Source organism: Stenotrophomonas nitritireducens, assembly GCF_001431425.1.
Classification (GTDB): Bacteria; Pseudomonadota; Gammaproteobacteria; order Xanthomonadales; family Xanthomonadaceae; genus Stenotrophomonas; species Stenotrophomonas nitritireducens.
In genome coordinates, this window is record NZ_LDJG01000013.1 from 50,050 (window position 1) to 68,408 (window position 18,359).

Annotated in this window: 14 protein-coding genes; 5 read left to right on the forward strand and 9 right to left on the reverse strand. The window is 69.0% G+C overall.

All coding sequences use genetic code 11. The features are described from left to right. Window positions 1–4: 4 nt before the first annotated feature. From ABB22_RS09195 to ABB22_RS09230, 8 genes are read right to left on the reverse strand one after another with little or no spacing between them, the layout of a single operon-like run. Window positions 5–916: a type II secretion system F family protein gene (locus ABB22_RS09195; protein WP_057505188.1), complete on the reverse strand. Its 912-nt coding sequence runs from the start codon at window positions 914–916 to the stop codon at window positions 5–7. Then, entirely contained in the window at window positions 913–2,265 is a 1,353-nt protein-coding gene (locus tag ABB22_RS09200; protein ID WP_057505189.1) for a TadA family conjugal transfer-associated ATPase, read from the reverse strand. The genes ABB22_RS09195 and ABB22_RS09200 overlap by 4 nt, the downstream gene beginning before the upstream one ends. Window positions 2,266–2,267: 2 nt before the next feature. Beyond that, window positions 2,268–3,518 carry a CpaE/TadZ family protein gene (locus ABB22_RS09205; RefSeq protein WP_057505190.1) on the reverse strand — a complete coding sequence of 417 codons (1,251 nt, stop codon included), beginning with the start codon at window positions 3,516–3,518 and terminating at the stop codon, window positions 2,268–2,270. A 20-nt stretch (window positions 3,519–3,538) separates the two neighbouring features. Beyond that, the gene (locus ABB22_RS09210; RefSeq protein ID WP_057505191.1) at window positions 3,539–4,858 is read right to left on the reverse strand and encodes a type II and III secretion system protein family protein; all 1,320 of its coding nucleotides are present in this window, start codon (window positions 4,856–4,858) and stop codon (window positions 3,539–3,541) included. A 14-nt stretch (window positions 4,859–4,872) separates the two neighbouring features. Further along, window positions 4,873–5,907, reverse strand: a complete 1,035-nt coding sequence (gene cpaB, locus ABB22_RS09215) for a Flp pilus assembly protein CpaB (RefSeq protein ID WP_057505192.1) — start codon at window positions 5,905–5,907, stop codon at window positions 4,873–4,875. 28 nt (window positions 5,908–5,935) lie between these two features. Continuing rightward, window positions 5,936–6,424, reverse strand: a complete 489-nt coding sequence (locus tag ABB22_RS09220) for a TadE/TadG family type IV pilus assembly protein (RefSeq protein WP_057505193.1) — start codon at window positions 6,422–6,424, stop codon at window positions 5,936–5,938. Beyond that, window positions 6,417–6,953, reverse strand: a complete 537-nt coding sequence (locus tag ABB22_RS09225) for a prepilin peptidase (RefSeq protein WP_244481337.1) — start codon at window positions 6,951–6,953, stop codon at window positions 6,417–6,419. The genes ABB22_RS09220 and ABB22_RS09225 overlap by 8 nt, the downstream gene beginning before the upstream one ends. Window positions 6,954–6,966: 13 nt before the next feature. Further along, on the reverse strand, window positions 6,967–7,146 hold the full coding sequence (locus tag ABB22_RS09230; RefSeq protein ID WP_057505198.1) for a Flp family type IVb pilin: 180 nt from the start codon (window positions 7,144–7,146) through the stop codon (window positions 6,967–6,969). 468 nt (window positions 7,147–7,614) lie between these two features. On the opposite strand from ABB22_RS09230, the gene ABB22_RS09235 reads away from it, so the two are divergent. The 4 genes from ABB22_RS09235 to ABB22_RS09250 all read left to right on the forward strand — a co-directional run bounded on the left by ABB22_RS09235 (window position 7,615) and on the right by ABB22_RS09250 (window position 13,877). After that, window positions 7,615–8,568: an AraC family transcriptional regulator gene (locus tag ABB22_RS09235; protein WP_235504200.1), complete on the forward strand. Its 954-nt coding sequence runs from the start codon at window positions 7,615–7,617 to the stop codon at window positions 8,566–8,568. Window positions 8,569–8,756: 188 nt separating this feature from the next. Beyond that, window positions 8,757–12,317 carry an ESPR-type extended signal peptide-containing protein gene (locus ABB22_RS09240; protein ID WP_057505195.1) on the forward strand — a complete coding sequence of 1,187 codons (3,561 nt, stop codon included), beginning with the start codon at window positions 8,757–8,759 and terminating at the stop codon, window positions 12,315–12,317. An 82-nt stretch (window positions 12,318–12,399) separates the two neighbouring features. Continuing rightward, window positions 12,400–13,176: an OmpA family protein gene (locus tag ABB22_RS09245; protein ID WP_055764638.1), complete on the forward strand. Its 777-nt coding sequence runs from the start codon at window positions 12,400–12,402 to the stop codon at window positions 13,174–13,176. 119 nt (window positions 13,177–13,295) lie between these two features. Continuing rightward, window positions 13,296–13,877, forward strand: a complete 582-nt coding sequence (locus ABB22_RS09250; protein WP_244481338.1) for a DUF998 domain-containing protein — start codon at window positions 13,296–13,298, stop codon at window positions 13,875–13,877. 43 nt (window positions 13,878–13,920) lie between these two features. Here ABB22_RS09250 and ABB22_RS09255 read toward each other — a convergent pair whose 3' ends face one another. Then, a complete protein-coding gene (locus ABB22_RS09255) occupies window positions 13,921–15,204 on the reverse strand; it encodes a metal-dependent hydrolase family protein (protein ID WP_152984101.1) in 1,284 nt (427 codons plus the stop codon). A 218-nt stretch (window positions 15,205–15,422) separates the two neighbouring features. On the opposite strand from ABB22_RS09255, the gene leuS reads away from it, so the two are divergent. Continuing rightward, entirely contained in the window at window positions 15,423–18,065 is a 2,643-nt protein-coding gene (leuS, locus tag ABB22_RS09260; RefSeq protein ID WP_055764643.1) for a leucine--tRNA ligase, read from the forward strand. Window positions 18,066–18,359: the final 294 nt, after the last annotated feature.

Here is an 18,359-nt window from a genome sequence, read left to right on the forward strand (position 1 = left end):
CGGCTCATATCGATTTCGCCAACCGGTACAGGACGAACGCGCCGCCCGCTTCCAGCGCGACCGCCAGCAGCAGGAGCTTGCGCCCCAGCGGCTCATGGAACATGGGCTGGAAGAAATCGGGGTTGAGCAGGGCCATGAACAGCGCCGAGACCACCGGCAGCAGGCCCAGTACCCAGGCCGACATGCGCGTCTCGGAGGTCGTTGCCTGCAGTTCGCGCTGGACTTCCTCCAGGTCGCGCATGAAATCGCTCATGCGCTGCAGGATCTGGTCGCTGCGGCCGCCGATGCGGATGCTGGTGCCGAGGATCACCGACAGCATTTCCAGCGGTTGCAGCCGATACGCCTGCGCTGCCTGCAGCAGGGCGCGGTCCAAGTCCATGCCGGCGCGGGTATAGCCCAGCGCGTTGTCGAGGATGGGGCGCAGCGGTGGGGTGACGTTCTGCGTCGCGCTCTGGAACGCCATCGACAGGCTGTTGCCGATGCCGGCCATGCGCACCATGTTTTCCAGGAAGTCCGGCATCTGCGCGATCAGCCGCTGGCGGATCTTCTCGATGCGCCGCTGCAGCCACAGGCCCAGGCCCAGGGCATACAGCGCCATCGTGACCGCGCCGAACCACGCGGAGCCCATGCGGATGCCGGCGCCGACCGGCAGGATGAGGGCGGGCAGGCACAGCAGGGCGAGCATGCGGCGGCTGTCGTCCAGGCCCGCGCGGCGCAGCAGTTCGGCCCAGCGCTGCCGTGGCGGTTGTGCGATGGTGGCATTGCCGGGCGCGGCGGCCGGTGCCGGCGCCAGCCGGGTCTCGGCGTGCAGCGCAGCGGCGCGCTGCTGCTGGCGCGCGGCAACGCCCCACCACAGGTGGATGGCGCCAACCGCCAGCAGCAGGGCGATGCTGGCCACCAGCAGTGCCCCGCTCACGGCAGTTCTCCAAGCGAGGCCTGGCGCAGCTCCATGCGGAACGGCTCGAGCTTGTGGCAATGCGGGTGGAAGCCGAGGCCGAGCCAGCGGTCGCGCTCGCGGCTGTCGTTGTCGATCCAGCTTTCGTGCTTGAACAGTTCCTGGCTGCTGATGATGTTGTCGCTGACGCCGGTGATTTCGGTGACGGACATGATCACGCGGCGGCCGCTGCCCAGGCGCGAGATCTGCACGATGAAGTCGATGGCGCTGGCGATCTGCCGGCGCAGGCTTTCCTCGCTGCCCTGGAAGCCGGCGAAGCCGGCCAGCATCTCCAGCCGGTACAGGCAGTCGCGCGGCGAATTGGCGTGGATGGTGGCCATCGAGCCGTCGTGGCCGGTGTTCATCGCCTGCAGCATTTCCAGCACTTCGGCGCCGCGTACCTCGCCCACCACGATCCGGTCCGGACGCATGCGCAGGCTGTTGCGGACCAGGTCGCGGATGTTGACCGCGCCGCTGCCGTCGAAACCGCCCAGCCGGCTTTCCAGTCGCACCACGTGCGGATGGTTGAGCGAGAGCTCGGCGGTGTCCTCGATGGTGATGACGCGTTCGTTGTGCGGGATGAAGGTGGCCAGCGCGTTGAGCAGCGAGGTCTTGCCGGAGCTGGTGCCGCCGGAGATCAGGATGTTGCAGCGCCCGCGCACCATCGCGTTGAGCAGCGCGTAGATGGGCTTGTCGAACGCGCCGCGACCGAGCAGTTCGTCCGGCGTGAACGGGTCCTTGCGGAACTTGCGGATCGAGACCATCGGCCCGTCGACCGCCAGTGGCGAGATGATCGCGTTGAGGCGGCCGCCGTTGGGCAGGCGCGCGTCGACCATCGGGTTCGAGTCGTCCAGGCGCCGGCCGAGCGGGGCGATGATCCGGCGCAGGATGCGCAGCAGGTGGCGGTCGTCGCTGAAGCGCTGCGGCGCGCGCTGCAGCACGCCGCCGCTGGAGACGTGTACGTCCTTGTAGCCGTTGATCAGGATGTCCTCGATCTCCGGATCGTGCAGCAGGTCGTCCAGCGGGCCGAAGCCGATCAGTTCCTTCTGCAGCGCGATGGCGACGGTCTCCATCTCCTGCGCGTTGACCGGGATCTTCCATTCCTTGACGAAGGCCGCGGTCTGCGCCTGCACGAACCGGGCGATGGTCGATGGCGCCCAGGCGTCGATATCGACCCGCTCGTCCTCGATGTGGTTGAGCAGGTACTCGTGCGCGGCCGAAAGCATGCTCTGGAACTGCTCGGTCTGGTCGAACGGCACGCCCGGCGGCGCGTCCGCCTCGGCGGCGGAGGGCGCCATGCGCTGCGGCAGCGGAGTGACTTTGTCTTCCATGGTTAGCGACCCAGGAGAGAAACGAGGCGGGCGATGGGGGAGGTGATCGGCGCCGCGTCGCGGCCGCCGGCCAGGTGTTGCAGCAGCGGTTGCAGGGCGCGCACGTAGGGATCGCGCGGCGCGCTTTCGGTGAGCAGGCGGCCGAGCCCGGTGCTGGCGCGCAGCGCCCGGCTGCGCTCGGGGAGCGTCGCCAGCAGCGGAAGGGCGAAACGCTCGGCGATCTGCCGGTCGCTCAGGCCGCCGTCCGGGTCGTAGCGATTGACCAGCAGGTGCAGGCGTTCGTCGCGCAGTTCGCGGTGGTCCAAGTCGCGCAGGGCCTGGTCCAGCGAAACCAGCGAGCCGATGCCCTGGTCGGCGACCAGCCAGATTTCATGCGCCTGCTTCAGCAGCGCGGGAGGAACCTGGGACATCGGCATGCCGCCCGTGTCGGCGACGACCAGCGGGAAGATGCCGCGCAGCTGGCGCAGCAGGGCCGCCGGCTCGTGCACGGGCGGCAGGGCGGTGCCGGCCATGCCCAGCAGCGCCAGGCCGCTGCCGTGGTGGGCCAGGGCGGTGGTGGCGAAGGTGGGGTCGATGCGCTCGACGTTGCGCAGCGCCTCCTCGTAACCGAAGTGGCTTTCCACGCCCAGATAGAGTGCGCCATCGCCGTTGGGCTGGCCGAGATCCAGCAGCAGGACCGGGTTGGCCGCCTGCCCGCCGCTGCCGGGATGGCCCAGGCGCGCGGCCAGCTGCGCCGCCAGATGGACGGAGAGCATGCTGGTGCCGACGCCGGCGCGCACCCCATGGAGCAGGACCAGGCGCCCGGCGGGCGCCGCCACAGGTGCCGGTGCCGCCGCCGTGGGGGAAGGCAGCGGCAGGCGGGTGATGCGCTCGAACACCTCGAGCATCTGCGGGGCGTTGTTGTCGATGTCGATGAAGTCGCGCACGCCCGCGCGCACCGCCACCAGCAGGTGATGGGCCTGTTCCGGCCCCTCGGTTCCGACCCCGACCATCGGCAGCGGGCAGGCCGCGGCGGCCAGCTGCCGCGCCAGATCCGACGAATAGCCGGCGTTGCCGCCGCAGTAGTCGAGCAGGACCAGCGGCGCGCCCGCGGCAACCTTGGCCAGCTGCTGCGGGGACACCTCGCGGCTGTCCACCCAGGTGAGCTGCGCATGCCCGGACAAGGTCGAGCCCAACCGCGCCATGTGGCGGTTGTCGGGGGCATAGAGCACCAGTTGCAGGTTCGGGGTCTGGTGCATGAGCGGCAGTGGCATGACCGACGGCATGGCGGGCGTCAGCGCGAGAAGCCCGGCAGCTGGTCGGGCGATGCCGGGTGCAGCAGCCACGAGCCCCAGACCGGCAGGCGAGGACTGGCCTCGCGCTGGCCCGGCAACGGGATGTCAGTGCCCTTGGCCAGTGGCCGCACCAGGCGCGGGGTGACCACGATCACCAGTTCCTTGTCCTCGCGCTTGTAGTCCAGGTTGCGGAAGAACGAGCCGATCACCGGGATGTCGCCCAGCAGCGGGATCTTGTTGACCATCGACGACAACTGGCTGCTAACCAGCCCGCCGATGACGAAGCTCTCGCCGTCGCCCAGTTCGACGGTGGTGTCCGCGCGCCGGGTGGAGATGGCCGGGATCTGCACGCCGTCGAGGCTGATGCCGCGGGTGTAGTCCAGGTCGCTGGCCTCGGGGGCCACCTTCAGTGCGATGCGGTCCGGCGACAGCACCGTGGGAGTTACCGTCAGGCCGATGCCGAAGGGCTTGAACGTCACCGTGGTGGTGCCCAGTCCCTGCGGTTCGAGGATCGGCAGTTCGCCGCCGGCCAGGAAGCTCGCGCTCTGGCCGGACAAGGCCACCAGCGTGGGCTCGGCCAGCACGCGCGCCATGCCGTTGCTCTGCAGCAGGTCGATGCTGGCGTTCCAGCTGTGGGGGAGGGAGCTGGCGACCAGTTTGAAGGCCGAGGACAGGGCGCCGCCGTTGCTGCTGGCGCCGGACGGCGACGTGAAGCCGTAACTGAAGCCGCCATTGGTGTTCCTGAAGTTCACGCCGATCTGGCGCAGCACGCTGCGGTTGAATTCCACCACCTTCACTTCCACCTGCACCACGCCGCCGCCGGCGATGGTGGATACGTCGTTGATGACGCCCTTCTCGCCGACCACGCTGGCGACCGCCTTGCGCGCCGCCTCGTGCGACAGCAGGGTGGGTGTCTCTCCCTGCAGCAGCCCTTGTCCGTCCTGCACGGCCACGGCGGGGGAACGGGCATCGAGCAGGCCGCGCTGCACCGCGCTGCGGACATCGACGCGGATGCGGGTCGGCGCGGGCTGCTGGCGCTGCCACAGCATCAAGGTGGTGCTGCCGGCGTTCCTGCCGATCAGCAGCACGTGGCGCTTGTCGCGCAGGGACGTGACATCGGCGATCTCCGGGTCGGCGATGGCGATCCGTTCCACGTCCGCGGGCAAGGTCCACGGACGCTGTTCGTGGAGTTCCAGCTGCACCGACTCGCCGGCCGCCATCTGGGCCTGGGCGATGGCCGGAAGAACCGCGGCCAGCGCCCCGGTGGTCAGGGACAACCGGAGCAGGACGTGTGGCAGGCGATGGGCAGGCTTTGCCATGGTCGAACTCCCTTTCACGGCGATGACAGCGGGGTGGCGGGACTGGAGCCGCGCACGATCTCGATGCCGCCCCCAGCCGGAGCGCGGCGCGGTAGCGTCCTTTGCGGGGCAGCGGCGGGCGGCGCGCTCCTCGCGCCGGCCAATCCGTCCAGATCGACGCCCGCGAACGCCTGGTTTTCCGGGCGCTGCGCCTCTTCGGCCGCCATGCCATCCAGCCCGCGGCGCAAGGCCAGCACCGGCGCGGGTGCGGCGAACAGCGTGTTGTCGGCCATCGCGGTATCGATCGGGTTGCGCAGGGCCAGGAACAGCTTTCCGCTCTGGGCGCCGAGCAGCAGGCGTCCGATCATTTCCACCGGAACGGCGAGCACCGCGGTCCTCGCCGGCGGCGTCGCGGCACTTCCGCCGCTGGAACCGCCGCCGTTTCCGATGATGGAAGCGGCGCGGCTGTCCGTTTCCGGCGCCCTGGTTTCTTCAGGCGCTGCAGTGGCCGCGGGCGGTGCGGCGGACTGCATGTCGCGTTCGCCGTAACCCAGCACGCGCAGGCGCGACAACAACAGGCGCGCCTGCATGCCACCCTGGCGGGAGCCCGCGGTCGCGTTCATGCCGGGCAGGCTCATGAACACGTCCACATGGTCGCCCGGCGCGACCCGGTTGCCGGCGCCGGCCAGTTCGTCCACCGGTATCGCCACCGCCCGTTCGCCGGGATTCAGGGCCAGGGCGATGCCGCGCGACACCCCGCTGCGCGGTATCGGCTGCCCGGCGTCGATGTCCTGCAGCAGGACGCCGCCGGTCACCTCGCCCACGTAGAAAAAGGCGCCCGGAGGCTGCTGGGCAAGAGCGGCGACCGTGAGGTCGTTGGCGGTCAACGGCATGCCCGCCGTCAGCGGCCTCGCCGCCACGACCACGTCGTAGCGCGGCGCCTGCGCGACAGCCGGCGAAGCGGCCTGCACCGCCTGCGATGAACGGCGCCCGATGCCGATGGCGATGATCGCCAGCAGCACGGCGATCGCCAGAAGCAGTATTGCCGTGATTCTTATGGCCCTGGGCATGGTTGTTCCCCTTTGCAGACGTGTGGCGTCAGTTGCTGCCGGTATCCAGTTGCACGATGGCACTGCTGCGCATCCGCTCGCCCATCACCCAGCCCAGCAGTCGCCCGGTTCCGGGAATGAAGGGGTGGCGGTCGTAGTCGTAAGAGACGCTGACCTGCATGCAGCGCGTCGTGCCGTCGCCCGCGCAGAGGTAGGCGTCGGATACGACGATGGGCTCGGCCGCGGCCCCCTGGCAGTCGGCAGCCTGGCCGGAAAAATTCAGCAGCCACTGCATCGAGCGCGCCGAGGCCCGGCAGGCGTTGCTGCGGCGCGCCGGGACGTCGCCATGGCGCAGGGCGGCGCGCGCGCCTTCCCCCGCGGCGAGGGTCAACGACTGCTGAGCGGCGAAGATCATTACCCCGGTGAAGGTAACCAGCAGCAGCGGCACTATCCCCAGCATCAGCAGGAGCGCATATTCGATGCTGACCACCCCGCGCTGCCTTTTTATATTGAACCCATGGCTCGGTTGTTTATCCATGTGAAACCCCGGTGAAAACAATAAGCAGGGTCGCGGCGCCAAGATAGGCGGCATAGGGAATTCCCCTGCGTCCCTTGCGCGATGCTTTCATTTTCCTGGACAGCTCGCTTTCATTCACGAATCTATATGCGCGGATCGCCGGTGGGTAATTGGCGATGAAATCCGGGAAAACCCCGTTCTTCGCGGCGATCCAGGTCGTCGCGTGTACCCCTGCAAGCAGGCTGGCGATTATCCAGAGCGGTAGGAGGGCGCTGCCGCCCAACAGCAGCCCCAGTACCGAAAACAGTTTCACGTCGCCGGCGCCCATCCAGCCGATCAGGTGGAACGGAAGCAGGAGCACCAGGCCGAGCAGCAGTCCAGCCATCGCGTCGGCGAGGCCGGTCGAAGCCGATGGCAGCACCAGCATCGCCAGGATGCCGGCCATTGCCGCCGCCAGCAGCCCGCGGTTGGGGACGCGCCGGGCATACAGGTCGGTATATATGACCTGTAGGCCCAGAATCACCGCGATGCTTGCCGACAGCGGAGGCACGGCCGCGTGCCCGTCAGGCGAACGCGGCGGTGACGGCTGCCGTCAGCTGGGCGAACAGCGCCGTGAAGAAATCGCGTAACGCGGGACCGGCGACAACCACCAGCGCGCCGGCGACCACGGCGGCCAGTAGGCCGTATTCCAGCGCGGTGACACCGTCTTCTTCTGCGAAAAACCTGCGGATCTTGGCGTTCATGATGCTCTCCATGAAAGCCCGGTGCCGGCAACGCGCCGGAATGCGCCGGGCGAACGCGGGTGGGCTGCACCCGCCGGGATTGTCCCGGGCATGTGGCCTGGCCGGAGGGGATGAACGCACCTGCTCCGGGACCGCCGGATAATAGTCGGCGATATTCCCGTAATCCCCCTTTGGCATGGCAGGCATGCCCGGGAAGGATCATTCCAATCTGGGCGCGGTGTGCATACACATATTCGGCAAGATATTGCGGATGTGTATATATGTGATGTATTTCTCTGTTTGTGCGGCCGGCGTATACATGGTCGTCCCGGCATATTGGTTATGTATTGCTGGCGGAACTGGAGTGGGTGGGGTGGTTTTCCAGGCGGTTTCCAGTCCGCAGCTCAATCAAGGGGGATGCGCCGGGGCGCCGGCCGTATCCGGAGGTCAGGCTTACGACGGGATACCCGTCCGGGCATGGGCGTTCACATGGATGCGATGATCTGCGATCGGCATTTGAAGTCGTTCGATCTTTCCACGTTGGGAGGCGTCCTGCGCGTCTGCCACGTCGAACTGGTATTGCTCGATGGCCAGCCGCCGATGGCCTCGGTGACCTCGTTCGTCCACGACCAGGCGCTGCTGTGCACCTTCGAGATCGCCGCACGCACGCGCGGGCGTTTCATGCTGCCGGTGGACTGGTGCCTGCTTGGCTGGATGGAAACGGTGGATCCGGAAACCAGCTGGTGCCATGGCGTGCCGTTGTCGCCCGGCGGGATCATTTCGGTGATGCCGGAAGGCATCACCGAATTCGCGCTGGGGGCGAACAGTCGGGTGACTTTCGTACTGGTGCCGTTGCGGCGTTTCCAGGAGCGTGCCGCCAGCCGTCATCTGGGCAGCCTTGAGGCCGGCGGCCTCGACGTGCCGCTGGTCAGCGGGCGCGAGCTGCCGCCGCTGCAGGATCATTACCTGGGCCTGCAGCAGCGCATCCGCTGCGGCGAGGTGACTTCGAACGAGATCGACGCACTGCTCGATGCGCATGCAGGCGAACTGTTCGCCAATGGACCGGTGGAGCGCCGCGTCAGCAGCCGCGCGCGTCGCGTGCGCTACCTGATCCTGCGGCGCGCGGAGGACATGATGCGCGCCAACATCCGCAGGCACATCTACATGCAGGAGCTGTGCGATGCGGCGGGCGTCAGCGAACGTGCGTTGCGCTACGCCTTCGAGGAGCTGGTCGGCATATCGCCGGTGCGCTACCTGTCGATGCTGCGCCTGTGCGAGGCATGCCGCACGCTGTCTTCCGCCGATGCCGGGCGCAAGTCGGTCAAGTCGATCGCGCTGAGCTGCGGCCTGTGGGACCTTTCGCGGTTTGCCGACAATTACCGGCGGGTATTCGGCGAGCTGCCGAGCGAGACCCTGATGCGGGGCACCTTCTCCGACCCTTGAAGCCGGCGCGATCGGCCCTGTTTGCCGATTCCGTGCATGGGCTTGCCGGGAGTGCGCACAGGTTTGCCGGATAGCCATAGCGATGTGCCGGATACAGGCAAAGCGTGCCGCTGGTTCCTGATGTAGTGCGATCCAAGCGATGAAGCCAGCCATCGGGGCGGGACAGTCGCATTGCACGGGGACTCATCATGAATCGCATCTACAGACTGGTATGGAACCGCACCCTGAATGCTTTCGTCGTGGGCTCGGAGCTGGCGAGCGCGGCGGGCAAGCACGCCGGCGCGCGCCGCCTGCAGGCGGGCCGGACGGGCGTGTCGCTGGGCATGGGAAGCCTGCTGATGCTCGCGATGGCCTCGCCGGCGCAGGCAGGCGACGCGCGCCTGGACGATCTGCAGGCGCTGGTCGCCAAGTACGCCGCGCAGGATGCCTCGATGCCGGCGGTCCCCATGCCGGGCGCGTCCGTTGCCGGCGTACCGGCGGCGTCCACCGCCCATGCGCCACTGCAGGTTGCCGGCCATCTCGGGCAGGCGGTGCCGGCACTTTCGCAGACGGTTGCGGTGGTGACGGCGCCGGTGGCGGCTGTTGCTGCCTCCACGCCCCCGCTGCAGGTCACGGCTGCGGCCAAGGCCACCCTGGTCAAGCCCGTGGCGCACGTCGTCACCGGCGCGACCAAGGCCGTGGCGACGCTGCCGGGCATCGCCGGCAAACTGCCGCAGGCGCTGGTCCTCAAGGAGGATGGCGTGGCGGGCGGCATCGCCGGTACCGCGCAGGCGGGCCTGCAGGCGCTGGGCAGCGTGCTGTCGCCGGGCAGGGACGACAATGGCGGCAATCCCCTGCGCAATACGCTGGTCTCGACCGCGACCGCGGTAGAGGAGCTGACCGGTGGGCTGGTCAAGGGAAGCCACGCCGGCGCGCTGCTCGACGGCGTGGTCGAAGGCAGTGCACCGGTCCTCGAGGGCGTCGGCGACAAGGCCGGCACCCTGGTCGGCCAGCTCACCGGTTCGGCCGTGCTCGGCAACGGCCTGTCGCAGACCGTCGTCACCGCCACGCAGGGCCTGCAGGCGACGACCGGCGCGCTGGGCCAGGGCAATGTCGGCGGAGCCGTGCAATCGCTGCTGGGCGCCGTCGGCGGGACGGTATCCGCCGCGACCGGAGCCGTCACCGGCACGTTGTCGGGTCTTGCCGGCTCCGCGTCGGGGCTGGGTGGACTGCAGCAGGTGATCGATGGCGTCGCCGGCGGCCTGACCGGCGGCGCGTCCAACGTGGTCGGCCAGCTGACCGGGCAACCGGCTGCGGCCGCGGGTGGCGGCGCGGCGACCGGTGCGCGCCCGACCGGCCTGGTGGTCGGCAACGGCGGGCTGGTCGGTACCGTCGGCCAGTTGGCCGGGCCCACGCTGTCGACTCTGTTCGGTGGCGACGGTTACGTGCGCAACGGCGGGCTGGCGATGAGCAACGCCAACATCGCGCAGGCGTACTCGGTGACCACGGTGGCGGGCCTGCCCATGGTCAATCTCAGCCCGGTCGGACAGGTGCTCGATGGCCTGGGCGGCCTGGCCACCGGCGGCAATTCGCATATGACGCTGATCGGCGGCGTCACGTCGGGCAACTACATCTACAACATCAACAACGGCAAGCCCAACGGACTGCTGGGGCTGGTGCTGCCGGACGGCGCGCCGGCATGGGCGGCCAAGTGCGCGGACCCGCTGGGGCTGGGGCTGGTCAAGGTCGACTGCTGGGGCGTCAACGCCGCGCAGGACTACCAGGTGCTGATCGGCGATGGCGCCTACGCCAACGGCTCAAAGGAAGTGGTGATCGGCACCAACGCCGAGCACCGCCTGGCGCAGCAGGATGCCAATACGGTCTTCCCCGGCGCGGGCGGCGGCGCCAATGGCGTGCCGACGGCCGATTACGACGCACGCCTGGGTCATTCGGTGGTGATCGGCGACAGCGCTTCGGGCTCGGCCAATGGCCAGACCCTGATCGGCGCGGGCGCCACGTCGGACAAGGCCAACAGCGTGGCGCTGGGCTACAAGTCCAATGCCGACCGTGGCGGAAGGGATGGCTACACCGCCTTCGGCCTGGCGGCGCCGCAGAACTCCATCGGCGAGGTCGCGGTTGGCTCGGCCGGGCGCGAGCGGCAGATCACCCATGTTGCTGCCGGCCTGGAGCTGACCGATGCGGTGAACGTGGCCCAGCTCAAGGGTGCGTTGTCGCTGATCGCCGGGGTCAGCCAGTCCGCGGTCACCTATGACGACGATGCGCAGGGCAATCCCGACTATGGCCGGGTGACGCTTGGCGGCGGCAACGCGCCGCAGGGCACGGTGGTGGGCAACCTCGCCGCCGGTACGGTGGCGGCCGGCAGCATGCAGGCGATCAACGGCGGGCAACTGCATGGCCTGGGCATGTCGCTGGCGGCCCTGGTCGGCGGTGGCGCGACGCTCGATGCCAATGGCGCGCTGTCGATGCCGACCTATGGGCTCAACGCCATCGGCGCCAACGGGCAGCTGAGCCTGAACCCGTATGCGGGCCTCGGTGCGGCCTTCGGCTCGATCAGCGATTCGCTGGCGAACCTGCGTGGCCTGGTCATCACCACGACGCCCGCCAACGGCAACCCCGATCCGCTGGCGGTACGCTATACCGCCGACGCCAACGGCCAGCCGACCAACGAAGTCGTCCTGGGCGGCGACGGTGCGGCCGTGGCACTGCGCAACGTCGCCGCGGGCAATGTCGCCGCGGATAGCACCGATGCGGTCAACGGTTCTCAGCTGGCGACCACCAACAGTGCGGTGGCGGCGGCGATGGGCGGGTCGATGGCTTACGACAGCGCGTCGGGGCAATGGACCGGGCCGAGCTTCAGCATCACCGCGATCGGTGCGACAGGCGGCACCCAGCAGCAGGTGCTCGACAACGTGGGCGACGCGCTGGCGGCGCTGGATGGTTCGATCGTCAACGTCAACCAGCGCATCGACAACATCCAGTCCGGCGGCGCCGGCAACGCGTATTTCGCGGTGAATTCAAGCAAGGCCGCGGCATCGGCCAGCGGCCAGGACAGCATGGCCGCCGGTCCGCAGTCCTCGGCCTCGGGCGCGCAGTCCGTCGCCCTGGGCGATGGCGCCACGGCCACGGCCGACGGCAGCGTCGCGTTGGGTGCCGGCTCGGTGGCCGACCGCGCCAACTCGGTATCGGTCGGCAGCACCGGCCACGAGCGCCAGGTCACGCACGTGGCCGATGGCAGCGAGGCCACGGACGCGGTGAACCTGCGCCAGTTGCAGACCTCGCAGCAGGGCACGGTGCGCTACGACCAGAACGGCGATGGCAGCACCGACTACGGCAGCGTGACCCTGGGCCAGCCGGGGAAGGCCGTGGTGATGCACAACGTCGGTACCGGCGTGGCCGGCACCGACGCGGTGAACGTGGCACAACTCAACAAGGGGCTAGGGGACGTCATGGACTGGTCGAAGAACTACACCGATCAACGTTTCGGCGACATCGGCCGCGACATCAACCGGGTCGACAACCGCGCCTCGGCCGGCATCGCCTCGGCGATGGCGATGGCCGGTCTGCCGCAGCCGACCGAAGCGGGCCGGCGCATGGCCTCGTTCGCGGCCAGTACCTTCCATGGCGAATCCAGCATGGCGGTGGGCATCTCCGGCGTCACCGAAGGCGGGCGCTGGATCTACAAGCTGAGCGGCTCGGCCAACACCCGCGGCGATGGCGGAGTGACCGTGGGTGCGGGCATCCAGTGGTGAGCGGACCCCGGGGCCGGCCGGTCCGGCCCCGTGGACATGGCGCATTTGAATGGCGCATTTGAACGGAGCGGGGGGAGCATCGATGAACACGAAGTGGATGACGATGGCGGCAGCGGTGATGCTGGCCGGTTGTGGCAGCGCCCAGGTGCGCGGGGACTTTCCCGACCCGGCCCGCGCCTATCCGGCCGGAGGCACCTACGTGAGCCTGGACGGATTGCGTCAGTACGCGCCGGGCATGAACAAGCAGCAGTTGTACGCCCTGCTGGGTACGCCGCATTTCGGCGAAGGCATGTGGGGGGTGCGCGAATGGAACTACCTGTTCAACTTCCGGCGGACGGTAGGCGCGCCGCCGATCCAGTGCCAGTTCCAGATCCATTTCGACGGCAAGGGCGTGGCGGTGGGGCAGTCGTGGAAGCCGGCCACGTGTGCGGCCCTGCTTGAACCAGCGCCGGTCGCCGCGGCACCGGCGCCGCCGCCGGCTGCGCCACCGCCGCCGCCGTTGCGGATTTCTGCCGATGCGCTCTTCGCATTCGACAGCGCCGAGCTCTCCGGCAAGGGACGGGCGCGGCTGGACGAGGTGGTCGCCAGCCTGGGCGCGCGGATGGGCGCCGTGTCGTTGACCGTGGTCGGCTTCACCGACCGCATCGGCAGCGACGCCTACAACCTGCGGTTGTCGCAGCGCCGCGCCAACGCGGTGCGCGATTACCTGGTGGCGCGCGGTGTTCCCGCCGGCTCCGTGCGCGCCGAGGGACAGGGCAGCGCGCAGCCGCTGGTCGAATGCGGCAAGGCGCCGCATGCCGAGCTGGTGCGTTGTCTGGCGCCCAATCGCCGCGTGGAGATCGCGGGAATCGGCGGTTGAACCGGCCACGGTCTGCGCAGGCGTGCGTGGCGTCGGCGCAGGCCTCACAATCGCCGGCGTTGGCGGGCGCGCGCATGCGCCGGCGTCGAAGAGGTCGGATGCGGATGGTGTGGAAACAGATGCTGCGCTGGGCGGGACCGGCGTCGGTGGTGGTGTGGCTGGTGGCGCTGGCGGTTTTCGGCGCGCGCCTGCCGTTCTACGACCAGATGCGTCATCCGGTTTCGCTGCTGGGCGCGACCGGCGTTCCCGGCGCCGGGATGTTCAATGCGATGGGCTTCGTGCTGCCGGGGGTGCTGGCGGCGCTGGCCGCGCTGGGGCTGGTGCTGCGGATGCCGGCTACCGCTTCGCGCCCGCTGCGCGTGGCCGGGCAGATGCTGCTGCTGGCCGGGCTGGCCTTCGCTGCGATGGGGGCTTTCCCGCTGGACGTGGACGACATCGGGAATCGCGCCAGCCAGGCGCATGCCAGCGTCTGGCTGTTGTGGCTGGTGGCGTTCTGCGCCGGCGCGGTGATGCTGCGCGTGGGCGCCGCGCGGGATGCGGCATGGCGCCCGGTGGCGACGCTGGCCGTGGCCTGCGCGGTGTGGATGCTGTGCAGCGCCTTCGTGTTCGGCAGCGTCATGCCGGTGGCGATGGCGCAGCGGCTGGCGTTCCTGGGCTGGGCGCTGTGGCTGGCGCTGCTGGCGCGGCGCGCGCCGCGCTGAACGGGCGCGGCGCGCACTCCCTGCGGCGACGTGCGCAGGGCCGTCACTGCTTGTAGATCACCCCGTCCTTCATCACGAAGCGCACGTCCATCACCGCGTTGATGTCCTCCAGCGGGTTGGCGGCCAGGGCGATCACGTCGGCGCGCTTGCCCGCTTCCAGCACGCCCTGGTCGTCCACGCCAAGCACCTGGGCGGCGTGCACGGTGGCGGCCTGTAGCGCGTACGCGGCGGGGATGCCGGCTTCGACCATGTAGATGAACTCGCGTGCGTTGTCGCCATGCGGGCCTACGCCCTGGTCGGTACCGAAGGCGATTTTTACCCCGTTGCGGTAGGCCTTCGCCGCGGTCTGGCTGATCAGTGCGCCGATGCGCGCGGCCTTGGGCCGCACCACCTCGGGGAAATAGCCGTCGATCGCCGCCTTGTCGGTGACGAAGCGCCCGGCGTAGAAGGTGGGCACATACCAGGTGCCGTGCTGCTTCATCAGCCGCATGACCTCGTCGTCCATGTAGGTGCCGTGCTCGATGCTGGTGACTCCGCCCAGCACCGCGCGCTTCATGCCCTCGGTGCCATGGGCGTGGGCGGCCACGCGGAAGCCGTAGTCGTGCGCGGTATCGACGATGGCCTTGATCTCGTCCACGGTGAACTGCGGCGCGTCGCCGGAGCGCGCATAGCTGAGCACGCCGCCGGTGGCGGTGATCTTGATGACGTCGCTGCCTTCCTTGTAGCGCTGGCGTACCGCCTGCCGCGCATCGTCCACCGAATTGACCACGCCCTCGGTGGGGCCGGGCGGGCCGATCAGGTGCGAGAGCTGGTCGTTCCAGCCGTTGGTCGGGTCGGCGTGGCCGCCGGTGGTGGCGATGGACTTGCCGGCGGCGAAGATGCGCGGCCCCTTCAGCAGCCCCTGGCTGATCGCGTCGCGCAGGTGCGGGCTGACCTCGCCGCCGAGGTCGCGCACGCTGGTGAAGCCGGCCATCAGCGTCTTCTCGGCGTAGCCGACCGCGCGGAAGGCATAGTCGACCGGGTCCAGGCGGAAGCCTTCGGAGTAGCTCTGCGGGCTGGACTGGCTGCCCAGGTGCACGTGCAGGTCGGTCCAGCCGGGCAGGCAGACCTTGTCGCGCAGGTCGACGGAACGCACGCCGCCGCCATCGGCATCGGCACCACTGAGCACCTGCTGGATGCGGCCGTGGGCAACCACCAGCGTATGCGGCCCCTTGAGCTGGCCGCTGCGCGCGTCGAACAGGCGGCCGCAGTGCACGGCGACGGGTTCGGCACAGGCCGGCGCGCAGGCCAGCAGCAGGAGAACGGCGAGGTGGCGGCGGATCGGCATCGGCATCATTCCCCAGGGATGGAGAGGGCAGCATAGCGGCCCGGCGCAGGAAACCGGTGCGGCATCCGGGAGTGTCGCCGGCGATACCGGGTGGAGCTGCGCAAGCGATTGATATTGAAGGGAACGGCTTTTTCCGGGAGGTGTCGGGGCGGACCGGATTGGAGCACTCTGGTGCACTGCGGTACGCTGTCCCGCTTTGCCGCCGTCCCAACGCGTTCATGTCCAGCGTCGAAACCAACATCTACGATCCCCAGCAGGTCGAAACCGCTGCCCAGAAGTACTGGGAAACCACCCGCGCCTTCGAGGTCGACGAAACCTCGGACAAGCCCAAGTACTACTGCCTGTCGATGCTGCCGTATCCGTCCGGCGCGCTGCACATGGGCCACGTGCGCAACTACACCATCGGCGACGTCATCAGCCGCTACAAGCGCATGACCGGCCACAACGTGCTGCAGCCGATGGGCTGGGACGCCTTCGGCCTGCCGGCCGAGAACGCCGCGATCAAGAACAAGACCGCGCCGGCCAAGTGGACCTACGCCAACATCGAGCACATGCGTGGCCAGTTCAAGGCGATGGGTTATGCGATCGACTGGTCGCGCGAGTTCGCCACCTGCACGCCGGACTACTACGTCCACGAGCAGCGCATGTTCACCCGGCTGATGCGCAAGGGCCTGGCCTACCGCCGCAACTCGGTGGTGAACTGGGACCCGGTCGACAACACCGTGCTGGCCAACGAGCAGGTCATCGACGGCCGCGGCTGGCGTTCGGGCGCGCTGGTCGAGAAGCGCGAGATCCCGCAGTGGTTCCTGCGCATCACCGACTACGCTCAGGAACTGCTGGACGGCCTGGACGAACTGCCGGGCTGGCCGGATTCGGTCAAGACCATGCAGCGCAACTGGATCGGCCGCTCCGAAGGCCTGGAAATCCAGTTCGACGTGCGCGACGTGGACGGCGCCGCGCTGGACCCGCTGCGCGTGTTCACCACCCGCCCGGACACGGTGATGGGCGTGAGCTTCGTTTCCATTGCCGGCGAACACCCGCTGGCGGTGCACGCGGCGAAGAGCAACCCGGCGCTGGCGGCGATGCTGGCCGAGCTGAAGCAGGGCGGCGTCTCCGAGGCCGAACTGGAAACCCAGGAAAAGCGCGGCATGGACACCGGCCTGAAGGCCATCCATCCGGTCAGCGGCGAGCAGGTGCCGATCTGGGTCGCCAACTTCGTGCTGATGGGTTACGGCACCGGCGCGGTGATGGCGGTGCCGGGCCATGACCAGCGCGATTTCGAGTTCGCCAGCAAGTATGGCCTGCCGAAGAAGCAGGTCATCGCGCTGAAGCACCCGAAGAACGACGACGAACGCAGCTACGATCCGGACCGCTGGCAGGACTGGTACGGCGACAAGTCCCGCGAAACCGAACTGGTCAATTCGGCCGAGTTCGACGGGCTGGATTTCCAGGGCGCCTTCGAGGCGCTGGCCGAGCGCTTCGAGCGCAAGGCCCAGGGCCAGCGCCGGGTCAACTACCGCCTGCGCGACTGGGGCGTCAGCCGCCAGCGCTACTGGGGCTGCCCGATCCCGGTGATCTACTGCGACAAGTGCGGCGCGGTGCCGGTGCCGGAAGACCAGCTGCCGGTGATCCTGCCCGAGGACGTGACGCTCAACGGCACCGGTTCGCCGCTCAAGGCCGACCTGGAATGGCGCAAGACCACCTGCCCGGACTGCGGCGGCGCGGCCGAGCGCGAGACCGACACCTTCGACACCTTCATGGAGTCGAGCTGGTACTACGCCCGCTACACCTCGCCGGGCGCGCGCGAGGCCGTGGACAAGCGCGGCAACTACTGGCTGCCGGTGGACCAGTACATCGGCGGCATCGAGCACGCGATCCTGCACCTGATGTACTTCCGCTTCTTCCACAAACTGCTGCGCGATGCGCGCATGGTGGAAAGCAACGAGCCGGCGCAGAACCTGCTGTGCCAGGGCATGGTCATCGCCGAGACCTTCTACCGCCAGAACAGCGACGGCTCCAAGGACTGGTTCAACCCGGCCGACGTGGACGTGGTGCGCGACGAGCGCGGCCGCATTACCGGCGCCACCCTGCGCACGGACGGCCAGCCGGTAGTGATCGGCGGCACCGAGAAGATGTCCAAGTCCAAGAACAACGGCGTGGACCCGCAGGCGATGGTGGCCAAGTACGGTGCCGACACCGTGCGCCTGTTCTCGATGTTCGCCGCGCCGCCGGAACAGTCGCTGGAGTGGAACGAGGCCGGCGTGGACGGCATGGCGCGCTTCCTGCGCCGCTTGTGGGCCATGGTGCACAAGCATGCCGCCGACGGCAGCGCCCCGGCGCTGGATGTCGCCGCGCTGGACGCCGGGCAGAAGGCCATCCGCCGCAAGACCCACGAGACCATCGGCAAGGTCGGCGACGACTACGGCCGCCGCCACGCCTTCAACACCGCCATCGCCGCGGTGATGGAGCTGCTCAACGTGCTGGGCAAGTTCGACGACGCCAGCGCGCAGGGCAGGGCCGTGCGCCAGGAAGCGCTGCAGGCCGCGGTGCTGCTGCTCAACCCGATCACCCCGCATGCCTGCCATGCGATGTGGCAGGAACTCGGCCACGGCGAGACGCTGCTGGAAGACCAGCCGTTCCCGCAGGTCGATGCCGGCGCACTGGTCAAGGACGCGCTGACCCTGGCGGTGCAGATCAACGGCAAGCTGCGCGGCACCATCGACGTCGCCGCCGACGCCAGCCGCGAGCTGATCGAGGCCGCCGCCAAGGAAGAGCCCAACGCGGCCAAGTTCCTGGAAGGCCTCACCGTGCGCAAGGTCATCATCGTTCCGGGCAAGATCGTCAATATCGTGGCGGGTTGATCCGCCTGCGGCGCGCTCGGGTGGTTCGCCATCCGGGCGCGCGGCGGCGCGTTAGGCATCCGATGCGGCTTGCGGTCTATTGCGGCGCCCCCCATCCGCGCCGCGCGCGGATCGCCCCCCAACTTGGGGGGCATGGAAGTGGCAACCAGCTTCCGCAAATGCTTTCCCGGCCGCATGAGCGCATGCTCCGGCTCTGTCTTGCTTGTCTTACGCATGGTGTCCGCTCCAGAACAGCTGGGACTGCGATGTGGTTTCATCCCCGCTCACACCCGATGGGCGATGATGCGGGCCGTT

Bases quoted from the DNA above. Each gene is read 5' to 3' on its own strand.
- ABB22_RS09235 (WP_235504200.1), top strand. From the start codon at position 7,615: ATGGATGCGATGATCTGCGATCGGCATTTGAAGTCGTTCGATCTTTCC.
- ABB22_RS09250 (WP_244481338.1), top strand. From the start codon at position 13,296: ATGCTGCGCTGGGCGGGACCGGCGTCGGTGGTGGTGTGGCTGGTGGCG.
- ABB22_RS09240 (WP_057505195.1), top strand. From the start codon at position 8,757: ATGAATCGCATCTACAGACTGGTATGGAACCGCACCCTGAATGCTTTC.
- ABB22_RS09230 (WP_057505198.1), bottom strand. From the start codon at position 7,146: ATGAACGCCAAGATCCGCAGGTTTTTCGCAGAAGAAGACGGTGTCACC.
- leuS (WP_055764643.1), top strand. From the start codon at position 15,423: ATGTCCAGCGTCGAAACCAACATCTACGATCCCCAGCAGGTCGAAACC.
- cpaB (WP_057505192.1), bottom strand. From the start codon at position 5,907: ATGCCCAGGGCCATAAGAATCACGGCAATACTGCTTCTGGCGATCGCC.
- ABB22_RS09200 (WP_057505189.1), bottom strand. From the start codon at position 2,265: ATGGAAGACAAAGTCACTCCGCTGCCGCAGCGCATGGCGCCCTCCGCC.
- ABB22_RS09210 (WP_057505191.1), bottom strand. From the start codon at position 4,858: ATGGCAAAGCCTGCCCATCGCCTGCCACACGTCCTGCTCCGGTTGTCC.
- ABB22_RS09245 (WP_055764638.1), top strand. From the start codon at position 12,400: ATGAACACGAAGTGGATGACGATGGCGGCAGCGGTGATGCTGGCCGGT.
- ABB22_RS09205 (WP_057505190.1), bottom strand. From the start codon at position 3,518: ATGCCACTGCCGCTCATGCACCAGACCCCGAACCTGCAACTGGTGCTC.
- ABB22_RS09220 (WP_057505193.1), bottom strand. From the start codon at position 6,424: ATGGATAAACAACCGAGCCATGGGTTCAATATAAAAAGGCAGCGCGGG.
- ABB22_RS09255 (WP_152984101.1), bottom strand. From the start codon at position 15,204: ATGCCGATCCGCCGCCACCTCGCCGTTCTCCTGCTGCTGGCCTGCGCG.